This window comes from Natrialba hulunbeirensis JCM 10989, from assembly GCF_000337575.1.
In the GTDB taxonomy this organism is placed as follows: domain Archaea; phylum Halobacteriota; class Halobacteria; order Halobacteriales; family Natrialbaceae; genus Natrialba; species Natrialba hulunbeirensis.
On record NZ_AOIM01000013.1, the window covers coordinates 81,185 to 99,873 of the forward strand.

Consider the following 18,689-nt stretch of genomic DNA (forward strand, 5'->3'; position numbering starts at 1 on the left):
TCACAATGCGGGGTCACGAGCGGCTTCCCGAACGGCGCGTGGAAGCGAAACCTTGAATCAACGCGCTTGCAAACCTCCGGCCATGAGTGACGAGGACGATTCCGAGCCGGCCGTCGAACTCGGCGAGCACGTACCCGTTGAGGGCGCACCCCTCGCTCGCGTGAGTTCGCGACTGACCTGGCCGAAAGAACGCAGCGAGGTCGACCGCATGGAAGGTGACAGCGTCATCCGCACGCCCGAGGGCCCGGTCGAACTCTCGACGGTACTCGAGTCGGTCGACGAGACCTACTTCCAGCGTCGTCAGGAGTTCGAGTCCCACGTGCGCGACGTGATCGGAACCGGTCCGGTCCCGACCGCGGACGAGTAACGACTCGTGGCGACCGAGGACGACCGGCCCGTTGCCGGCCTGCTCGGCTGGGTTCGCGACCAGACGGATCGCCTCTCCTGGTTTCAGAAATCGCTGCTGACCGGCGCGGTGCTCACGCTGCTGTGGATGCACTACGTCCCCGGCGAGCTCGACCGCCGCGTCGTCGTCGACAGTATCCTGTTGATCGGCGGCCCGCTCACGCTCGGTCTGACACATGGCCGCCACATCGGCTGGAATATCAACCGCGTCGCCGTCCGCAACGCGGTCTTGCTCTCGATGTTCGTCCTCCCCTTCTACCTCGTCGGTTCGACGCTGCCGACGATTCGCGAGTTCTATCCGATGTGGGAAACTTCGACCGCGCCCGGCGAGTTCATCCCGCACGCGTTTCAGCTGTTCATGCTCGCGCTCGCCGCCGAAACCTACTACCGCGGCCTGCTCTGTGTCGGCGTCAAGGATATCGGCTTCAAGGCGGTGTTCATCAGCCCCATCGTCTACATGATCCACCACGCCTCGAAGCCACCGATCGAGTTCCTCCTGTCGGGGCCGACAGACGTCCTCTTCGGCGCAGTCGACTACAAATCGAACTCGATCCTCCCCTCCGTCATCGCCCACGGGGTCGGCCTCGTCCTCCTCGACTGGCTCGTCCTCCACGACCCGCTGTTCGATCCGGGGCTGTTCCTCGGGGTACTCGAGTGGTCACCCATCCCGCTGTAACGTGGCCTGCTTCCCAGACCCTCGTCGACCCAACTGCTTTTCATCGCCGAGTGCGAATCGACTGTATGTCACTCCCCGTCGACCCCGCGACGATCGACCCGGACGCGTACGGCGAAAAACAGGCCGTACTCGAGATGGATCACGAGGAGGCAGTCGAGTTCGTCCGTGAGGTCTGTACTGACTGTGGCTTCGGGATTCCCGTCGAGTTCTCGCCCTCCGAACTGCTGAACGAGAAGGTCGATGCGGACCGCGATCCGTACTACGTGCTCGGTGCCTGCAACCCCGAGATTGCGAATAAGGCACTCGACGAGACCAAACGGATCGGTGGGCTGTTCCCCTGCAACGTGATCGTCTGGGAGGAGGAGCCGGGGCGCCAGCGCGTCTACCACGTCTCGATTATGAAGATCGCGCGGTTGCTCGGCACCGCACCGGACAACGAGGCCTGGGACGAGATTCTCGACGAAACCGGCGAACTCACCGAGACACTGTTCGAGGAACTCGAGTCCGCTGACGCCGCCGTCTCGGCGTAATTCGCACTGCCAGCCTACGTTTTCATCTATTGTCCATCAGTCACAAAATACCAAGACTTACGTGTCAGACGCATCACGTAGCCCCATGGACGTTCGAACCGCCGCCTTCGCCCTCCTCCTCCTCGTCCTCGCCGCAATTGCTGCCCTGATGGTCGCACCGCTGCTCCAGTACGTGATGGGTGCTGCGCTCCTCGCGTTCATCCTCTATCCGGCCTATGAGCGACTCGAACCCAGACTCGGAACGCGACCCAGTGCACTCCTGTTGACTGTTGTCGCAATCGTCGGCGCGATTGTCCCCCTCTTGCTCGTTTCTCTGATCGTTCTCGATACCGTCGTCTCGTTTCTCGTCGGCTTCGACGCCGCTGGCTCTATCGAGGAGCTCCGAACGATCGCAGAGGACGACTTCGGTATCGACACCGAACAGATTCAGTCACTCGAAACTGCCGTCGTCGAGGAACTCGAAGACTCGGTCGCGGGTGCACTCGAGTTAGCCCTGTTCGAACTCGTTGGCCTCCTCAACCGCGGGATCGAGATGGGAATCGGGCTGCTCGTGTTCATCTTCTTGCTGTATTACCTGCTCGCTGACGGCGACACCTTCCTCGCCTGGCTGCGCGATGTCGTCCCGCTCAAAGACCACATTCGTGAGGAGCTATTCACCGAGATCAACGTCGTGACCTGGGCGGTGATCAAGAGTCACGTGCTCGTCGCGGTGATCGAGGGATTGCTCGGTGGACTCGGCTTCTACCTGCTCGGCGTGCCGAACGTCGCCTTCTGGACGGTGATCATGATCATCGTCTCCTTCCTGCCGGCGATCGGCGTCTGGCTCGTCTGGGGGCCCGCGGTGGGCTACCTGCTGATGACCGCGAGTCCGGTGAGTGCGGTCGCGCTGTTGCTCTACGGAATTACGGTCCTCTCGCTGGTTGATAACTACCTCCGGGCGTACGTCGTCGACCGCGGTTCCGGGCTCCATCCTGCGGTGGTTATCGTCGGTGTCATCGGCGGGATCTACCTGCTCGGCATCATGGGGCTATTCCTCGGCCCGGTCCTGCTTGCCGTGTTCAAAGCGGGACTGAACGTGTTCAACAAAACGTCGCTATCGGTGGGGCAATACAGCGACACCGATGACGCACAGTCGTCCGGAGCCAAGCCGACCGGGTCAGGTGCAACGACCCCAGAGGCAACCGACTGACGCACCAGGGAGGCTCGTCTGACCGATCAGCGGTGGTCCGGATCCTGGCTGCTGGGTTCGTTCTCGCGGTCGGTCCGATCGGCCGCGGACGTGTCACGGTTGTCGTCACGCTGCCCGCTCTCGTCGTCTCGCTCGTTCCTTCCGCTCTTTGCGCTCCCATGGCTCCACTCGTTCTCTGCGCCCTCAGTACGCTCCGTGTCCTCCGCGCCCTCTGCACTCTCTACACCGTCCACACTCCCCTCACCCTCGAGTTCCTCGAGTTCGTCGAGATACTGCTCGGCGTCGTACCTCACGTACCCCGTATAGAGAAAGATGAGCGCAAAGAGGATCAGCGGGACGCCAAAGAGCATGAAAAGCGCCGCCAGGATCGTCCCGAGGTCGGACGGGAGTGATGCGGGTGCAAGAATGTTCGCAGGAATCACTGTCAGTACGGACGCGAAGAGAGACGAAAACGAAGACGTGAGCGTGACTGGAAGCGCAACCATACTGCAGTGGAGTCACCGTTCCGGCAAAGGCGTTCCCCTGTGTATGCGCCTGCCCTGGCGTTCGATGACTCACTGAACACGCGCTGACGAGCATCGGTGGAAGTCCGTGATGCTGGGAATTCGCTCCCGCAAGTGCGTGTCTTCCAGGCGCTCCCCTGCAAGCACCCACATACATACGCGAGGACGAGTTAGTAGGGCAAGGAATGAGATGGCGGTTCGTGCCGGCACGCAATTGGGCTGCTAGCTGCTTGCACACGTGCCTCACCACCGACATAATCACCCTACAGCGCAACACTAACTGTTTCGACACTGTTGCCAGACGGCATCAGCAACAGTATCAGAATCAGATCCACAATCGCAATCGCAACCACACCCACAGTCACAGTCACAGCCAGAGCCACACCCACAACCGCAATCAACACCCCCGATGAACCGCCGCCATCTCCTGCTCATCGGCCTCCTCGTGCTCGCCGCCAGCTACCTGATCGCCGGCGGGATCATCGACCCGACGGGCGATCCAGACGACCCCGAGACGATCGATCGAGACCAGTTAGTCCAACCCGCAGAGAACGGCAGCTACGTCTGGCCCTATACCAGTCGCGACCGCTCCATCGACGAACGAACCCTCGCGATCAACCTCATCGTCCACGGCCCCGACGAGCAGGTCCAACAAACGCTCGTTGACCAGGAGGAACTCGAGTGGGAAGAGCTCGATCTCGAGGCAGAAGAGGAACCGGAGATGTACGAGGACGCCGACGACTCGATCCGGTGGGACGACGCTCACGGCTCGACGCGGTACACCTACGTCGATACCGAACCCCACGGCGGCCAGCCTGTCTGGATCGAGGAGAGTTACCAGCTTCACACGGGCACGTACCTCGGAAGTCGGTATCACATCCGGGCGTACACGACGGAGCAGGACGAGTGGACTGTGATGCAGGTCCACGAGGAGTACTTCGACCTGTTCCGGCTTCGACACTCAGTGACCGATATTCAGGGATCACAGAACGCACTCGAGGCGGAGTTTCTCGACGAGCCGTACGTCGAGGAGGTTCGACGCGAGTATCACGGGACCCACCAGGGCTGGAACGACGGGTGGGTCTCGGTCGTCGAGTTGGCGGCCATCGGTCCCACCGTAGCGGGACTTCTCTTCGGCATCGGTGGCCTGCTTGGTCTGATCGGCGGCGAAACAACGCGTGGAATCGTTCGCGGGACGCGAACGATGCTCAGGTGGGCCTACCGGAACAGTCGCGGCTTCGTCCTCGTCGGCGCACTCACTGGACTTGTGGTCGGCGTTCGGGCTGCTGGCCTCGCCGTGGAAGCGGCGGTGCCGTGGATCACGCCGCAGGCGTTCGTCGGCGTGCTGTATCCGGCGCTGGTGGTCGGCTTACCGGTGGTGACGATCGTACTCACGCAGCCACTCGAGCGAGCAACTCGATTCCTCAGACTCCAGCGTATCGCGAGTTGGCTCGGGCGGCCGCTCGAACCCCAGTCAGCGTTCACATTCACGATCGTCGGCCTCGGGCTGGGATTCGTCCTGGATATCGTCGGCATCGGGATCACGACGCTGCCGCTTCAGTTGTTGCTGCACCGACTCGGATTGATGTTCGCACTCGGGCTGCTCGCTGCTGGCTCCGCTCGCAGTGATGCTGAGGGTGCAGTGCTTTTCGGTATCGGGATGCTGGGATGGATCGTCGGACTCGCGATGCCACTGTTTGGCTACATCTGAGCCACCGCAAGCCAGCAGTGAATCCCGCGTCAGTCGCCCTGGGAAAACGCGTTCAAATTCGTCTGCAACCCCGCCGCAAGCTCCGATTTGCGCTGTAAACGCGCGTGGGACACCGGCAGCTGCGTCGCAATCTCGCCGATCGCCTCGTGGAACGTCTCCGCCTCGCCGTACTGGCCGTCGAAGGCGTTTCGCACACTCTCTCGAACCTGCCAGACGCCAACGGGTGCCCAGTAGTCGTCCGACACCTCCCGGAGAACCAGACACTTCGCCTGCCGGCCGATCGACTCGAGGTACTCGAGTACACCCAATCGTGCCGCATAGTAGGCACCGGCGGTTTCCTCGACGTAGCTGGTGCGGCCCTCGTAGCCCTCGCTGGCGCTCTGGAGCCAGATGTCGCCGTCGCTATTTGGATTCCAGATGCTGCCAGGGGCTTTCATTTCGACGAGTTCGAACTCCCAGGTGCCGGGTGCGAGGACGACCCAGTAGCGGTTGCCCATGTACTCGTTGGCCCAGACCTGGACCTCGTCGATGCTCTGTTCGGTGCGGATGCGGCCGCGAAGGAACTGGCTGACAGTGTCGTCGACTGCAGTGATCGACCAGCGGGTGGGGACGAGGCGGCGCTGCTTGGCCTCACCGAGTGCGCCGGCCGACAGAATCGAGTTGATCTCGTAGACGTCGAAGCCGCGCCGGTAGAGATAGGTCATCGCGCCCTGTGCCTGCCAGTCGTCGTCCTCTAGGGTTTTCTTGACCGGCTTCGGGACGTATGGGTTCTCCCGGAGCTCTGCGTTCCGGGCGTTGGCTCGCGGACCGCGCGGCGTTGCGACGTCGGTCCCCGCGTCGAGTCCGAGGTCGGGCGTGTCGTCGAGACCGATCTCGAGGTCGACCGGGTTGCCGGCGATGGCGACCTCGCGCTGGACGCCGACGAAGCCGTCCCAGGTGTCGTGAACGGAGGGCGTGAGACGGCTCGCAATGGAGGGTGAGTCGACGTTCGCGCGCTTGTTGGAGTTCAGTAAGCCGGTGCGGCGCTGGAGTACGTCGTCGATGGCGTACCCCTGCTGGTACCAGTTGCCGTCGGTGACGTACTCCTCGGCGTCGTCCTCGTCGCCGACCGGAGAGAGCACGCCGATCGGAATGTCGGGGTAGTTCGATCGACCGACGAAGATGGAGGGGGCAGTCGAGCCGACGAGAGTGTCGCCGCTCAGCGCGTCGTCGAAGCGGCGTTCGAACTCCTCGAGATGGTCCGTGATCGCGTAGGATTTTTCCTTTGCGAGGCGCCGTCGCTCGGCTTCCTCGTCGGGTTCGAGTTCCTCGATATAGTCGTCGAGGCGCATTCACTCACTGTAGGGGTGGCTGGGGTTTGAATGTTGAGTTGCACGGCGCTCCGCGGGCAGGCGGTGCGCGTCCCCAGCGAAATGTCAGAGGCACGGCCAGGCACTCCACCACCCATCGGGCACGCCGAAACCGGTGTTGGATCGGTTTCGGCAGAGTGTGGCACCAGGCCGCATCCGATGATTCGGCGTGGGGTATAAAATAGACGGCTGGGCGTTTTCTGGGTGAGAAACTCCGGCACGCAGCGGTGGTCCGACAGACAGAGCCGGATTCAGGACAGCACAGGCAGTTATTGTGGTTGCACACGAACAGGACTGCATGGGAGCTGACGGCGAAGAGCCGGTGTACTACGTCATCAGTGACCTCCACATCGGCGGCGACGAACAGCTGGGTGACATCGATTTTCTTCCCGAACTGCTCGCGTTCCTTCGCCGGCTCGAAACGACTGCCGAACCCGTAGAGCTCGTGATCAACGGGGACCTATTCGGCCTCTGGGAGTTCACGGAATCCCAGGGTGTCGCAAAGTTTGACACACTGGTCGAACGCTATCCGAACCTGTTCGAACAGCTCCGTGCTACGGGTGCTGAAATTTCGATTACGCTGCTTCCAGGCAATCACGACACCGAACTCGCCGCATACGAGGAGTACGAACGCCTGCTAGCCGAATACAACGTCAGACTCGTTCGAGCCGAATCGCTAACCCGACCGCTCGGCGACCGGACGATTCACTTCGAACACGGCCATCGGCAGGATCCTAACAATCGGTTCGAGGATTTCGGCAATCCCTACGAGAAACCGCTCGGCTACTACTACAATACGCTGGTGACGAGTCGAGCGGGACGACTTTCTGACCGCGGCCGGTACAACTGGCTCAAGGACGTTCAGGCGGTGACGCCAACCGAACGCGTACCCCGCTGGCTCCTCTCGAAATACTTCTACCGTGAGATGAGGCCGACGCTTCGATACGCCTTGGTACCAGTTCTCCTGCTGTTCAACGTCAGCGTCGTTATTACCCTCCTCGCAGCGCTCGATGTCGCGGGGATCTGGACAATGCCAGTCGAAGTGACGGATGATCTCCTCACACAACTGGGGTTCGTCGGTGAAGCGGTCCACTTCCTGCTCGTCGCGAACGCCGTCGTGGTCGGTATCTTACTCCTCGCGAGCATCCCCGTCTATCTCGTGCTCCGCGACCTCAGTGCAACCATCGACCGGTTCGGCATCCGCGAAACCGACCTCACCGTCGACCCGGACGAACCGTACCGGAAGGCCGCACGAGACGTCTTCGACGAACGACCGGACACCGCTGTTTTCTGTTACGGGCACACCCATCGGCCGATGATGTCCGTCGTCGACGACCGCCTGCTCGTCAACACTGGCACGTGGCTGAAACGACTCCACCGCCGGGACGTCGTCGCCGGCCTCCTCCCGCCAGTCTACTACCCGTCGTACCACCTGTGTATCGTCCGCATATCGGTTGCCGACGACGGCGGACTCGTCGTCGCGTACGAGCCTGCTGACAAGCCAAGCCCCGCCGCAGACGAGATGACTCTCCTCGAGCGACTGCTGACACTGGGTCGCGCGCCGGTACTCGAGTACCCCGACCGGGCGCACGTGACGGAGTCGGGGACGACGATCGATTGGGGTGAGTGAGCAGGATTCTGGTATGCCGACATTGTGAGCGGTGGCGATCGGTAGCGAGCGGTGGCGAGCAGCGACGAACGGCGGCGTATTGCGAGTGTTTCGGGAGTTGCAGGAGTTGCGGGAGTTGCGAGTGTTGTGGCTGTCGTACGTGTCGTGGACGTACGTGTCGCAGACACACACCAGGAACGCGCAAAAGACAACCGTTAAAAACGGCGGGCGGAAAGGAAGGGGTATGAGTACGACGGACGATCAGCAGGCACGATCCTGCGTTTCCTGCGGAATCAATATCGCCGGCACGAACGCCGCGGCGTTCAAGTGCCCGGAGTGTGGCAAGCAGATTTACCGCTGTGCCAAATGCCGCAAGCAGAGCAACCTCTATGAGTGCAACGAGTGCGGATTCACCGGACCTTGATACCAATGGGAAAAGTTGCTGCCAAAATCAAGGTCATGCCGGACAGCCCAGAAATCGACCTGGACGCACTCCAGGAGCGCCTCGAGAGCGCACTCCCTGAGGGTGCAAAGATCAACGGCGTCGAGCGCGAAGAAGTCGCGTTCGGTCTCGTTGCACTCTACCCGACCGTGATCGTCCCTGACGGCTCCGGCGGCACGGAAACCGTCGAAGAGAACTTCGATGACGTCGACGGCGTCGAGAGTGTCGGCGTCGAGAACGTCGGCCGTATCTAACTCGGATCCGAATCGATTTTCGATCCGTGTTGCTGTAACTGGTCGTGAGCGACTGCTCTGATCGCTTGGCTGCGTCGGGTAGCTGATCGCGTTGTGTAGCGGACCGTGTTTGATAGCACATCGTCGTGGCTCCCAGACCTGTTCGCACTTCTGCCACACCATCACCCACCGCTAGTGCAGACAGTGGACTCGGAAACTCGGACCGTACTCGAAGTAGCTCGGAACGTACTCGAGTACCATCGATCCAGCGCGGGCCGATTCGAAGAGACTGAAAAAGTGACGAGTCAGGCCGATTCTCGGTACGCATCGAGTCGGCCCTTCAGGAACGGCCCGAACAGGATCGCGACGATTGCGACCACGAGCAGCGGTGAGAGCCAGCCGTACTCGATCGGGTTGAGGAAGATCATGTACGAGCCATCGGAGATCTGCAGCGAGGTGTAGAGGTTCTCCTCGGCGATGCTACCGAGAACCACCCCGAGAACGAACGCGATCACGGAGTAGTTGTACCGCACCATGTAGAAGCCGATCACACCGAAGACGATGATCGTCACGACGTCGATGGGGTTCGAGTCGAGGGCGTACGTCCCGAGGAACGAGAGGACGACGACCATCGGGATGAGGTAGTTCGTGTCGATTCGGGTCAGGACGCCGAGTCGGGTAACCAGCGTGAGCCCGACGAGGAGGATAATGACGTTCCCGACCAGCAACGCGAGCAACATTGTGTAGGTCAACGCGAGCTCGCCACTCGGATCGAACATACTCTGGCCGGGTCGCAGGTTGTGCATGAGCAGACCGGCGATGAGGACGGCCGTCGAAGAACTTCCGGGAATACCAAAGGAGATTGCAGGAATGAGCGAGCCCGCGACGGTGCCGTTGTTCGACGCTTCCGAGGCGACGACACCGGTCTCGTTACCGGAGCCGAAGGAATCAGGGTCGTCCGAACTGCGGACGGCCTCGGAGTAGGCGACGAAGTTCGAGACCGTTGAGCCGGCACCGGGAATGGAACCGACGATCATCCCGATCATGCTCGATTTGAACACCGTGAGCGGACGCTTGACTGTCTCGACTACGCCGTCGATGATACCGCCACCGATGTCGACCGCCTGATCGGCGATACCGCCCGTCTGCCCGGCGAGTTTCATCATCTCCGCGATCGCGAACAATCCGATGAGGACGGCGACGAAGTCGATTCCATCGTACAGCAGCATCGATTCCGTGTATCGGTTGTCGAGACTCATCGGGGCCGACCCGACAGTCGTTACGAGCAGGCCGGCGACACCGGCGAGCAGTCCTTTCGCCATCGAGCCACGGGTGACGACGGTGATCATCGCCAGACCGAGCACGGCGACGAGGAACCGCTCTGGCGAACCGACAGCCAGCACGATTTCGACGAGGAACGGCGAGAACAGGATCAGCGCCGTGATGGTGAACAGCCCGGCGATCGTCGACGCTGTCGCCGAGATCGACAGCGCTGTGGCTGCTCTCCCCTGTTTCGACATGGGGTAGCCGTCGAACATCGTCGCCGCCGAGGACGACACCCCAGGCGTATTGATGAGGATCGCCGCGATCGATCCGCCGTACATCGAGCCGCTGTAGATCCCGATCAGGAGGATAATCGCGTTTTCCGGCGATAGCGGTGCCGTCATCGGCAGGATAATCGCCATCCCGAGCGGCGGTCCAAGCCCCGGCAACGCGCCGACGATGATCCCCAGCAGAACGCCGATGATCACCCAGATCATCGTCTCGAACGTGAGCAGTGTCTCGAGTGCCCCGAACAGTGACTCGACTGTCATGGGTTCGGGGTCACCCCGTGCTCACGGGGAGTGGTCCCCTCGCGGTCAGCGGGAGTGCCGCTCGAACGGGTTGTTTCGTACTTTGTCCGATCGCCACCGATGCCAGAGAGCACAGTGAGTGTGGCCAATGCACTGGTACTGGTGTCTCCCCCGCCGACGAACAGCGGTGCCGGTGGTTCCCAGCCGGTGTACCAGCCAACTGCGATTTCCGGCGCAATGACGAGGTAGAACACGAGCGCGGTGAGAAAGCCGACGCCGACGAGTGCGGCGGATCGCCGTCGGTCGATCCCCGCCCACCATGCAAAGAGGGCGACGAAAATCGGCGTTGCGTACAGCATCCCGATCGTGAACGTCAGGCCGAGATACAGCACACACAGTCCCGCGGTGACAGCGGGACCCCACGGATCGTCGATGTCGTACGTGTAGGCACCTGCGGTCGTCTCCTCGGTTGGCTGGTCGTCAGCGTCGCCGTCGTCCTCGTCACCGCCGAGTAACTGTGCCGGCTCGGCGACGAATCGCCGGAGCGGACCCGGAAGATAGTTTCGTCCGAGGAGCAAGAGCGAGAGTACGATCGTCGCTCCCGCCGTTAGCCGGGGAAACGTCGCCGCACTCGCGGTAAACTCGCTGGCTCCCCAGAACATGTAACTCGCAGCGACGAGGAAACAGAGCAACAACACGTGCTCCATCGTCCCCCGTTCGCGGAACACGACTTCGCCCGCGTCACTGAGTCGGGTCGTGACCGTCTCGAACCCCTCTCGGGCTCTGCGTGAAACGGTCTCGCCAACGGTATCTGTGTCGTCCATCGGTTGTGATTTTCTGGGTTGTCGGTTGCTGCTGGTACGGGGGTATCCTACGTCACTCACGCTATTCACGCACGTACACTACACACGCCATTTCCGCCGCATACTCTACTTCCACCACTCACACTACTCACACCCGCAGACACCCCACCAAACCAGCGACTGTGAGCGACCACGGCAGGTTATGCGTCTTCGTCGATTCGCTCTTCGAACGCCTCGAAGTCGACGTTCTCTTCGAGGTCGTCGAGTGCGCCATCGAGGTCGTCGGCCGCCGCATCTATGTCGCCGTACTCGAGTACGTTGCCGGTTTCTTCGGCCCACTCCTGGGCCTCGTCGTGGGTTGCAGCGTACTCGATGGCGTCGGCGAGGTCCTGGCGAACGTCTTCCGGGGTGCCAGGTGGCGCGATCTGGGTCTGTCTGAATTCGGAGATGTACGCGAGACTGTCGCCGTAGTTGGTGATCTGGTCGATCTCCGGGAAGGCGTCGATATCGGTGTCCATCAGGTTGACGATGGCGCTGACGTTGCCGGAGTCGACGGCGTCGGCAGCGGAGGTGTTCGTTGCGATGCCGACCGGCGTTTCGCCGGAGATGACGGCTTCGTTGACTTCGCCACCGCCGTCGTAGGCGACGGCTGTCTCCCACTCGAGGTCGTACTCGTCGCGAAGCAGGTAGGAAATGACGTGGCTGTCGTGGCCAGTTCCCTGATGAGCGAAGTTGTCGACCTCGCCGTCGGCGTAGGCGTCCTGCAGTTCGCTGAAGTCGCTGACGCCGAGTTCGTCGTTGACGATGATCGTGTAGCCGAAGACACCGGAGTACGCGATCGGTTCGAAGTCAGACGGATGCCAGTCGTCGATGCCCTCGAGTCGCCAGCCGAACTGCCAGCTCGGTGTGTTCGCGGTGCCGAAGACGGTTCCATCGTCGTCCTGGCTGTGGAGCCACTCGATGCCGCGGAGGCTTCCCGCACCGGGCTGGTTGTCGATAACGACGGAGCCGTCGAGCTCTTCTTCCATGAGTGGGCCGAGCTGACGGGCGTAGGTGTCCGTGCCACCGCCCTCGGACCACGGAATCATCCAGGTTAGTTCCTCGTTGTCGAGACAGCCAGCAAGGCCAGCAAGCGAGACAGTAGATGCTGCACCAATTCCTTTCAGCAGACGTCGTCGATTCACAGTCCACCGTACCCGCTGAAACGGTGATAAGGGTGGCCACCTATGCAAGAGTTACAGGTATCTCGAACACAGATGAAAGATAATTGCGTATAGATACGAACACTCCCCTTCCTTTTTGCCCAATAATCACACGATTGTGTTATGGTGGCATACCACTCACGACCTACGATACCAAGAGCCGGACGAGACCGTCCAATCTGGGAACGGTGTTATCAATACGACTGTACTGCCGCCAGCGCAACGTTTACTGGACGGTGCCTGTGAGAGTGTGTAGGCGTGAATTTGCTCTCGGATCCGACGAACCGTCGCTGGCTTGCGTGGGGTGCGCTCGCGACGGTGTTCCTTCTCGTCAATCTTCATCGACTCTCGACCGGCGTCCTCTCCGAACAGTTGACTGTCGACTTCGGTACGACGGCCGCACAACTGGGCACTCTCCACGCCTCGTTCTTCCTCATTTATGCACTAATCCAGATTCCGACCGGCGTCCTCGCCGATCGTGTCGGTCCGCGATACGTCGGAACGGCCGGCGGTGTCGTCCTCAGCGTCGGTGCGATCGGATTTGCGCTCAGTAGCAGCTACCTCGCGGCGTTTCTCTCCCGTGCCCTGATCGGACTCGGCAGCGGCGTCATCTTCGTCTCGATTCTTCGATTCTGTGCGAACTGGTATCGCGCGGACGAGTTCGCCACGATGACCGGATTGACGGCAAGTGTTGCCGGACTCGGCGCAATCCTCGCGACGACGCCGCTCGCCGTCGCTGTCGGCACGGTCGGTTGGCGATCAACCATCCTCGGCCTCGCGACCGTCGGTCTGGTCGCTGCCGGCGCAGTGTACACTCTCGCACGGAGTTCGCCCGCCGACGCCGGACTCGAACCAATCGACGGCGTCCCCGAGCAGCCATCGATTTCGCTCACAGAAACCTGGCAGAACCTTCGACTGCTCGCGAAAGACCGGGTCCAGTGGCTGCTCTCGATCGTTTTCTTTGCGGGCAACGGTGCGCTCCTCACCCTGCTCGGACTCTGGGGAATCCCGTATCTGGTCGTCGTCTACGGCGTCGATACAACGACGGCCTCCTACTACACGCTGCTTGGCTCCGTCGGAATGCTGGTCGGCCCGCCAGTCATCGGCTGGGTTTCGGATCGCATCGCGCGGCGGCGACTCCCGATGGCGATCGGACTCGGCTTTTTCGCGGTCGCACTGAGCGTGATTCCACTATTCGGACAGCCACCCCTGTATCTCGTCGCCATCTCGTACTTTTGTTGTGGACTATTGGCCGGGGCAGCTATGCTCTCGCTTTCGATCGTCAAAGAGCGCTACCCTGCTAGCGCGAGCGGCGTCGCAACGGCAACCGTCAACACCGCCGGCTTCGTCGGCGCAACCGTGCTTCCCGCCGTGATGGGGCTCGCGCTCGACCAGTACCAGACCGGCGAAACCATCGACGGCACGGTTGCCTACACCGAATTCGGCTACCGCATCGCGTTCGGAATCCTCGCCGGTGCCGTCGCCATCGCGTTCCTGTGTTCGCTGTGGCTCCTGTTCGCCGAGCAACGCACGGATGCGCCCGCGGCCACGCCAGCCGAGACGAACTAGGACTGTGGCGATACCGGATGCCGAATGCCAGATACCGGGACCGGACAGCGGACACCGACCGAAATCAGTCGATCGTCCGGCGCGTCTCCGGATCCACCGCCGTCAAATACTGCTCTAGGAGCGTCGGGAACTCCCGACCCCGAATGAACCGGAGACCGAAATCCTCCGTCCAGTCGATGATCCCCCTGTCCTCGGTGACTACGCCGGCGTCGAGTTCACGCGCGAGAATCAGCAGGTCGAAATCCTCGCGCGAGTCGAGCACTCCCGTCCGCATCGCAGTACGGTACTTCTCGCGCAGATCCGAGACGATGGCATCGATCTCCGTCTTGTACTCGTGGTCCTCGAGTGGTTCGTCGACTGCGTCCTCCGCGCGCCGAACCGCCTTTTCTGACACCCGGAGCCCGCGGTCGACGCGGCCGCTCATTTCGTCGACGAAGCTGTAGACGACGTTTGCAGGGATCGTCACGGCATAGCGGTCGGGATGTTTGCGGATCACCCAGGTGTGCAGCCGGGAGTACACCTCGTCGTCCACGTCGCGAGCCGCGAGCATCGTCGTGAACTCGTCGTGAATCGTCGGCGGCATGTAACACGAGATGCCCAGATTGAGCCGCGCGTTGGCGATCAACTCGAGGAGGCGCAGGATGGCGTCCTCGAGTGACTCGTCCTCGCGGCGGATCTCCTCGGTGAGAAAGAGAGAGGTGTCGAGGACGAATCGTTGCTTGAAGGCCTCGCTGGAGGTGGCCATGGGGTGTGTAGGGGACGAAGGAGGAAATAACTACGTCGAGAGTGCAGCCGAGGAGAGTTGACCAGTTGCGTCAGGCGTCAGGCGTCAGGCGTCAGGCGTCAGGCGTCAGGCGTCAGGCGTCAGGCGTCGGGCGTCAGGCGTCGGGCGTCGGGCGTCGGGCGTCGGGCGTCGGGTGTCAGGTATCCGGTGCAGGCGTCAGATTACGGCCCTGGCGAGGGTCCCGGCCCCGGTCCCTGGCCCTGGCCCTGCCCGCCTCCCTGCGGTCCCTTGGCACCAAGATCCGCCTGCGAGACGATCTGTGCGCCGCGCTCGGAGAGGTCGACGGTCACGTCTTCGTGGACGGCCTTGCTGATCTCGTCGATGTTCCCCGCGAGCACCGTCAGGATGTCGCTCGGGTTCGCGTACAGCAGCATATTACCGTCCTGTCCCTCCGCGACGAGCTGGGTGTCGTTGAGGACGATCTGGTTGTTCTGGATGGTCGCTGCGACGACCGGCAGCGCCTCCGGCTTGCCCGGTTCGTCATCTCGAACGCGGCGGATGTGGACCGCGTCGAGGTCGAGGACGTGTTTGTGCTCTTTGATCTTCTCGGCGCAGGCCACCATGTCCTGCAACAGCTTCGACTTCTCCTCGGTCGCGTGATCGCCGTCGAGACAGTGCTGGCAAACGCGGAGTTCGATTCGCATTACCATTCGTTTGGGACGCCAGCCCGATGAGAATTCCGTTTCGGCGACCGGAGTCGGGAGGGGACAGCGGCGGGTCGGGGTTCTTTCCGCTACTCGTCGTACGCCCACCGATGGGCCCACCAGACGACACTCCCGACACGGACGCCGAGGCAGAATCCACCTCCGACAGGGGTGACGACACCAGCTACCACCGCCAGCTCGGCATCGGCGAGGCCGCCTTCGACGGCCTCCAACCCCATTTTCAGCAGCGAAACTACGAGGGACTCGAGTACCGTCACGTTCCGGACTACCGCCGCGGGGTCGAGCGCGGGACCGTCCTGATCGACGGCGAGATGGTACGGGGCTTTCCGAAGGTGCCCGGAACACTGGTACTCGAGACCGGCATTCCAACACAGTTCGACGAGCACGAGCGGATCGCCGTCGAAGAGAAGCTGAACGGCTACAACGTTCGTGTCGCCCGGATCGACGGAAAACAGCTCGCGTTCTCCCGAAGCGGGATGGTCTGCCCGTTCACGACGCGCGTGCTCACACGGCTGGTCGACCTTGACGACCTGTTCGAGGAGCATCCCAACACACTGGTCTGCGGGGAGGTAATCGGCCCCGAAAATCCCTATACGGCACACGACTACCCCGGCGTCGACTCGATCGCGTTCCGGGCGTTCGACTGGCGTGACCGGGAGTCTGGCGAGCCACTGCCAGTTCAGGAGCGCCGCGAGCGCTACGAGGCGTTGGGCGTCCCGCAAACGCCACTGTTCGAGGTCGTCAACGTTGGCAGCGCGGCCGCGAGCGTGCAGGAGATCATCCGCGAACTCGACGCCGAAGACCGCGAGGGAGTCATACTAAAATCGCTCGACGGAAACACGCTGCTCAAGTACACGACCTCGTCGTCGACGAACTCGGATCTCGCGTACGCGTTCTCGCTCCCGTTCGACTACGGCCAGGCGTTCATGTTCCGCCGACTGCTCAGAGAGGGGTTCCAGACCGTTGAGTGGGGCGAAGACGACGAGGTCGCTCGCGAGCGCGCACACGAAGTCGGTGAATCGATCCTCTGCTCGATGCGAGAGGCGATCCAGACGGTCGAGGACGGCGACGCCCTCGGCGAGCGCCACACTGTCCGTGCGAGCGACAAGACGATCGACGTGCTCTTCGAACACCTCCGCGGCCAGGGTCTCACGATCGACATCGAAGACGACTCCCACGAGGACGGCGACCGCGTCGTGACGTTCTGTAAGCGGACGCCCTCCTCTAACGACACAATTCGGAACTATCTCGATGGCCACGTCGTCCGCGAGTAGCGGCGGTTGCTGTCAGCGTTGGTCCGTTTCTCCGATCTCGCGAATCCGATCCGCTCCTGCCGGAACGTAACCGCCGTGATAGCAGAGCGTGTGTTCAACCTTGAGGTCGGCGAGCGTCGCGACAGACTCGAGTGCCTGTTCCATCTCAGGCGTAAACTCCGGTTTCGGACCGGCAAGTTGGTCGGCACCCTCTCCCGGACCGTCCGCGACCAGCGCGTCACCGGCGACCAGCAGCCCGCCGTCGGGGAAGTAAAGCGAGACGTGACCCGGCGCGTGTCCCGGCGTCTCGACGACCTCGAACGGGCCGGCAAGCGTCGGAACGCGAACGCCGCCAGCGAGTTCGATATCGACCGGTACCGGCGGATATCTGTCGTCGCCACTACCCTTGATCGGGTCGCGCTCGCCCGTCACGTACGGCGTCTCCTCGCGGTGGGCCGCGACCACTGCGTCGGTGCGCTCGAGTAATCTCGCAAGCGCGCCCGCGTGATCACCGTCGTGGTGCGTGAGCACGACCAGCCAGATGTCCGTGAGGTCGTACTCGAGTGCCCGCAGGTGCGTTTCGATGGCGTCGACCGCGCCGGAGTCGGCGGGGCCGACGTCGAACAGGACGAGGCCGCGCTCGGTTTCGACGACCGCGGGCGTGATCGCGAGGTCCTGTCCGCCGTAGTCGACTGTGATCGGCAGTGCGTGCAAACCGGCATCAGTGTCCATGTGTGGCGGCTATGGGTCGCCGCCCCGATAGCTCTGCGGGGTTCTCTCACTGCACGACAGCGATGCAACTAATACGGACAGTTTCCATTGGAAATACGATGGAGAACGAGTCCACCATCGGACACCGCTCCCCGCTCGTCCCACCAGTTCCCGCGCTCGACAGCAAAACGGATCCGATTACGGACCGAGAGCAGGATCCCGTCCCCGAATCGGTCACCGACACCGACCTTCTCGCACGCTACGAGGCAATCCTCGGGGATCGGGGGTACTCGAGTTGGCGCTGGCTCTACAGCGCGTTTCCCGAGTTTCGGCTCTCGTGTGTCCCCGACGAGTATGGATCGAGAGTTCGGACGGCGAAACTACTCTCGACGCTGTTCATTACGATCGCAGACGATGTTGCGGAACTGCACGACGACCGGGCCACGTTCGCACAGCTAGCGAACGTCCCGTTCGACAGCCAGCGCGCCGACGCAGAACGCGCGGGGGTCGACGGTCCGGTGGTCGACCTCGCGATCGACGTCTGGTGTCGGTTTCGGGAACTGTACGACGCGAGCCCGCGTGCGGACGAATTTGCCGACCTCCTCACGTTCGACCTGCGACAGGTGTTCGACGCCATCGAGTACTCGCTGCTCGCGAATCGCGACCCGGATCTCGTCTCAGAACAGGAGCTGTGGACCTACGACTCGTACAATATGATGGTGTACGTCCACGCCCTCACTGATCTGGCGAACGCGCCGACGTTCGACCGGGCGGAGCTCGCTTCGCTCCGGCAGGTGCTCGATAGAACCCAGCGCATGGCCCGGATCGGGAACTGGCTCGCGACCTGGCGGCGCGAACTCGCCGAGGGCGACTACAGTTCGGGCGTGGTCATCCGCGCGGTCGAAACGGGTGTGATCGAACGCGACGCGTTAGATGGGGTGTACTCGAGTCCAGGTAGTGAAACAGAGACGAATCAAGACACGGAGGCGCAGACAGACACGGGCACAAAGACAGACGCGGGTCGAGACACGGGAGCAGAACCAGCCCCAACAAAAGACGTTGACGCCCTCATCCAGGCGATCGAGGACTCCTCCGTCGAGGCTTACTTCCTCGACCGCTGGCACGTCGAGTGTGCCGACGCGGCGCGCTTCGACGACACGCTCGCGAGCGTGGACCTCGGAGCCTACCTCGACGGACTCCAGACCGTTCTGTGTTCCCACATCGGGAAACGGAACGCAGTGCGCTAGTTGGGACGGTGGGTA

The 18,689-nt window shown here is 62.3% G+C and carries 19 protein-coding genes; 11 read left to right on the forward strand and 8 right to left on the reverse strand.

The window, feature by feature from the left end; translation table 11 throughout:
* The first annotated feature begins 82 nt into the window (after window positions 1–82).
* The 4 genes from C483_RS04125 (at window position 83) to C483_RS04140 (ending at window position 2,800) form a co-directional block, all read left to right on the forward strand.
* Window positions 83–367: a DUF5789 family protein gene (locus C483_RS04125; protein WP_004216974.1), complete on the forward strand. Its 285-nt coding sequence runs from the start codon at window positions 83–85 to the stop codon at window positions 365–367.
* Window positions 368–373: 6 nt separating this feature from the next.
* Window positions 374–1,081 (forward strand): CPBP family glutamic-type intramembrane protease, encoded by a 708-nt coding sequence (locus C483_RS04130; RefSeq protein WP_006652096.1) that lies wholly within the window; start codon window positions 374–376, stop codon window positions 1,079–1,081.
* Between the two features lie 65 nt (window positions 1,082–1,146).
* On the forward strand, window positions 1,147–1,611 hold the full coding sequence (locus C483_RS04135; protein ID WP_006652097.1) for a DUF302 domain-containing protein: 465 nt from the start codon (window positions 1,147–1,149) through the stop codon (window positions 1,609–1,611).
* An 85-nt stretch (window positions 1,612–1,696) separates the two neighbouring features.
* Window positions 1,697–2,800 (forward strand): AI-2E family transporter, encoded by a 1,104-nt coding sequence (locus C483_RS04140; RefSeq protein ID WP_006652098.1) that lies wholly within the window; start codon window positions 1,697–1,699, stop codon window positions 2,798–2,800.
* Between the two features lie 26 nt (window positions 2,801–2,826).
* Here C483_RS04140 and C483_RS20750 read toward each other — a convergent pair whose 3' ends face one another.
* On the reverse strand, window positions 2,827–3,285 hold the full coding sequence (locus C483_RS20750) for a hypothetical protein (protein WP_006652099.1): 459 nt from the start codon (window positions 3,283–3,285) through the stop codon (window positions 2,827–2,829).
* Window positions 3,286–3,712: 427 nt separating this feature from the next.
* On the opposite strand from C483_RS20750, the gene C483_RS04150 reads away from it, so the two are divergent.
* Window positions 3,713–5,014 carry a hypothetical protein gene (locus C483_RS04150; RefSeq protein ID WP_006652100.1) on the forward strand — a complete coding sequence of 434 codons (1,302 nt, stop codon included), beginning with the start codon at window positions 3,713–3,715 and terminating at the stop codon, window positions 5,012–5,014.
* A gap of 29 nt (window positions 5,015–5,043) precedes the next feature.
* Here C483_RS04150 and nreA read toward each other — a convergent pair whose 3' ends face one another.
* A complete protein-coding gene (gene nreA, locus C483_RS04155) occupies window positions 5,044–6,345 on the reverse strand; it encodes a DNA repair protein NreA (protein ID WP_006652101.1) in 1,302 nt (433 codons plus the stop codon).
* 316 nt (window positions 6,346–6,661) lie between these two features.
* On the opposite strand from nreA, the gene C483_RS04160 reads away from it, so the two are divergent.
* From C483_RS04160 to C483_RS04170, 3 genes are all read left to right on the forward strand, one after another.
* Window positions 6,662–7,993 carry a metallophosphoesterase gene (locus C483_RS04160; RefSeq protein ID WP_006652102.1) on the forward strand — a complete coding sequence of 444 codons (1,332 nt, stop codon included), beginning with the start codon at window positions 6,662–6,664 and terminating at the stop codon, window positions 7,991–7,993.
* Between the two features lie 223 nt (window positions 7,994–8,216).
* On the forward strand, window positions 8,217–8,396 hold the full coding sequence (locus C483_RS04165; RefSeq protein WP_006165625.1) for an HVO_2753 family zinc finger protein: 180 nt from the start codon (window positions 8,217–8,219) through the stop codon (window positions 8,394–8,396).
* A gap of 5 nt (window positions 8,397–8,401) precedes the next feature.
* Complete coding sequence (locus tag C483_RS04170) at window positions 8,402–8,668, forward strand: elongation factor 1-beta (RefSeq protein ID WP_006652103.1); 267 nt, start codon at window positions 8,402–8,404, stop codon at window positions 8,666–8,668.
* A gap of 284 nt (window positions 8,669–8,952) precedes the next feature.
* On the opposite strand, the gene C483_RS04175 is transcribed toward C483_RS04170, so the two are convergent.
* The 3 genes from C483_RS04175 to C483_RS04185 all read right to left on the reverse strand — a co-directional run bounded on the left by C483_RS04175 (window position 8,953) and on the right by C483_RS04185 (window position 12,427).
* Entirely contained in the window at window positions 8,953–10,461 is a 1,509-nt protein-coding gene (locus C483_RS04175) for a tripartite tricarboxylate transporter permease (protein WP_006652104.1), read from the reverse strand.
* Window positions 10,458–11,264, reverse strand: a complete 807-nt coding sequence (locus tag C483_RS04180; RefSeq protein WP_006652105.1) for a tripartite tricarboxylate transporter TctB family protein — start codon at window positions 11,262–11,264, stop codon at window positions 10,458–10,460. The genes C483_RS04175 and C483_RS04180 overlap by 4 nt, the downstream gene beginning before the upstream one ends.
* A 179-nt stretch (window positions 11,265–11,443) precedes the next feature.
* Window positions 11,444–12,427 carry a Bug family tripartite tricarboxylate transporter substrate binding protein gene (locus C483_RS04185; protein WP_049912415.1) on the reverse strand — a complete coding sequence of 328 codons (984 nt, stop codon included), beginning with the start codon at window positions 12,425–12,427 and terminating at the stop codon, window positions 11,444–11,446.
* Window positions 12,428–12,703: 276 nt separating this feature from the next.
* Between C483_RS04185 and C483_RS04190 the strand changes: the two genes are divergently transcribed.
* On the forward strand, window positions 12,704–14,014 hold the full coding sequence (locus C483_RS04190) for an MFS transporter (RefSeq protein ID WP_006652107.1): 1,311 nt from the start codon (window positions 12,704–12,706) through the stop codon (window positions 14,012–14,014).
* Window positions 14,015–14,078: 64 nt separating this feature from the next.
* On the opposite strand, the gene C483_RS04195 is transcribed toward C483_RS04190, so the two are convergent.
* Window positions 14,079–14,759 (reverse strand): RNA ligase partner protein, encoded by a 681-nt coding sequence (locus tag C483_RS04195; RefSeq protein WP_006652108.1) that lies wholly within the window; start codon window positions 14,757–14,759, stop codon window positions 14,079–14,081.
* Between the two features lie 200 nt (window positions 14,760–14,959).
* Window positions 14,960–15,442 (reverse strand): hypothetical protein, encoded by a 483-nt coding sequence (locus C483_RS04200; protein WP_006652109.1) that lies wholly within the window; start codon window positions 15,440–15,442, stop codon window positions 14,960–14,962.
* A gap of 110 nt (window positions 15,443–15,552) precedes the next feature.
* Between C483_RS04200 and C483_RS04205 the strand changes: the two genes are divergently transcribed.
* Window positions 15,553–16,737, forward strand: a complete 1,185-nt coding sequence (locus C483_RS04205; RefSeq protein WP_006652110.1) for an RNA ligase — start codon at window positions 15,553–15,555, stop codon at window positions 16,735–16,737.
* A gap of 12 nt (window positions 16,738–16,749) precedes the next feature.
* Here C483_RS04205 and C483_RS04210 read toward each other — a convergent pair whose 3' ends face one another.
* Window positions 16,750–17,448, reverse strand: a complete 699-nt coding sequence (locus C483_RS04210) for an MBL fold metallo-hydrolase (RefSeq protein ID WP_006652111.1) — start codon at window positions 17,446–17,448, stop codon at window positions 16,750–16,752.
* Between the two features lie 98 nt (window positions 17,449–17,546).
* Here C483_RS04210 and C483_RS04215 point away from each other — a divergent pair, with 98 nt between their 5' ends.
* Complete coding sequence (locus tag C483_RS04215) at window positions 17,547–18,674, forward strand: hypothetical protein (protein ID WP_006652112.1); 1,128 nt, start codon at window positions 17,547–17,549, stop codon at window positions 18,672–18,674.
* Window positions 18,675–18,689 lie beyond the last annotated feature (15 nt).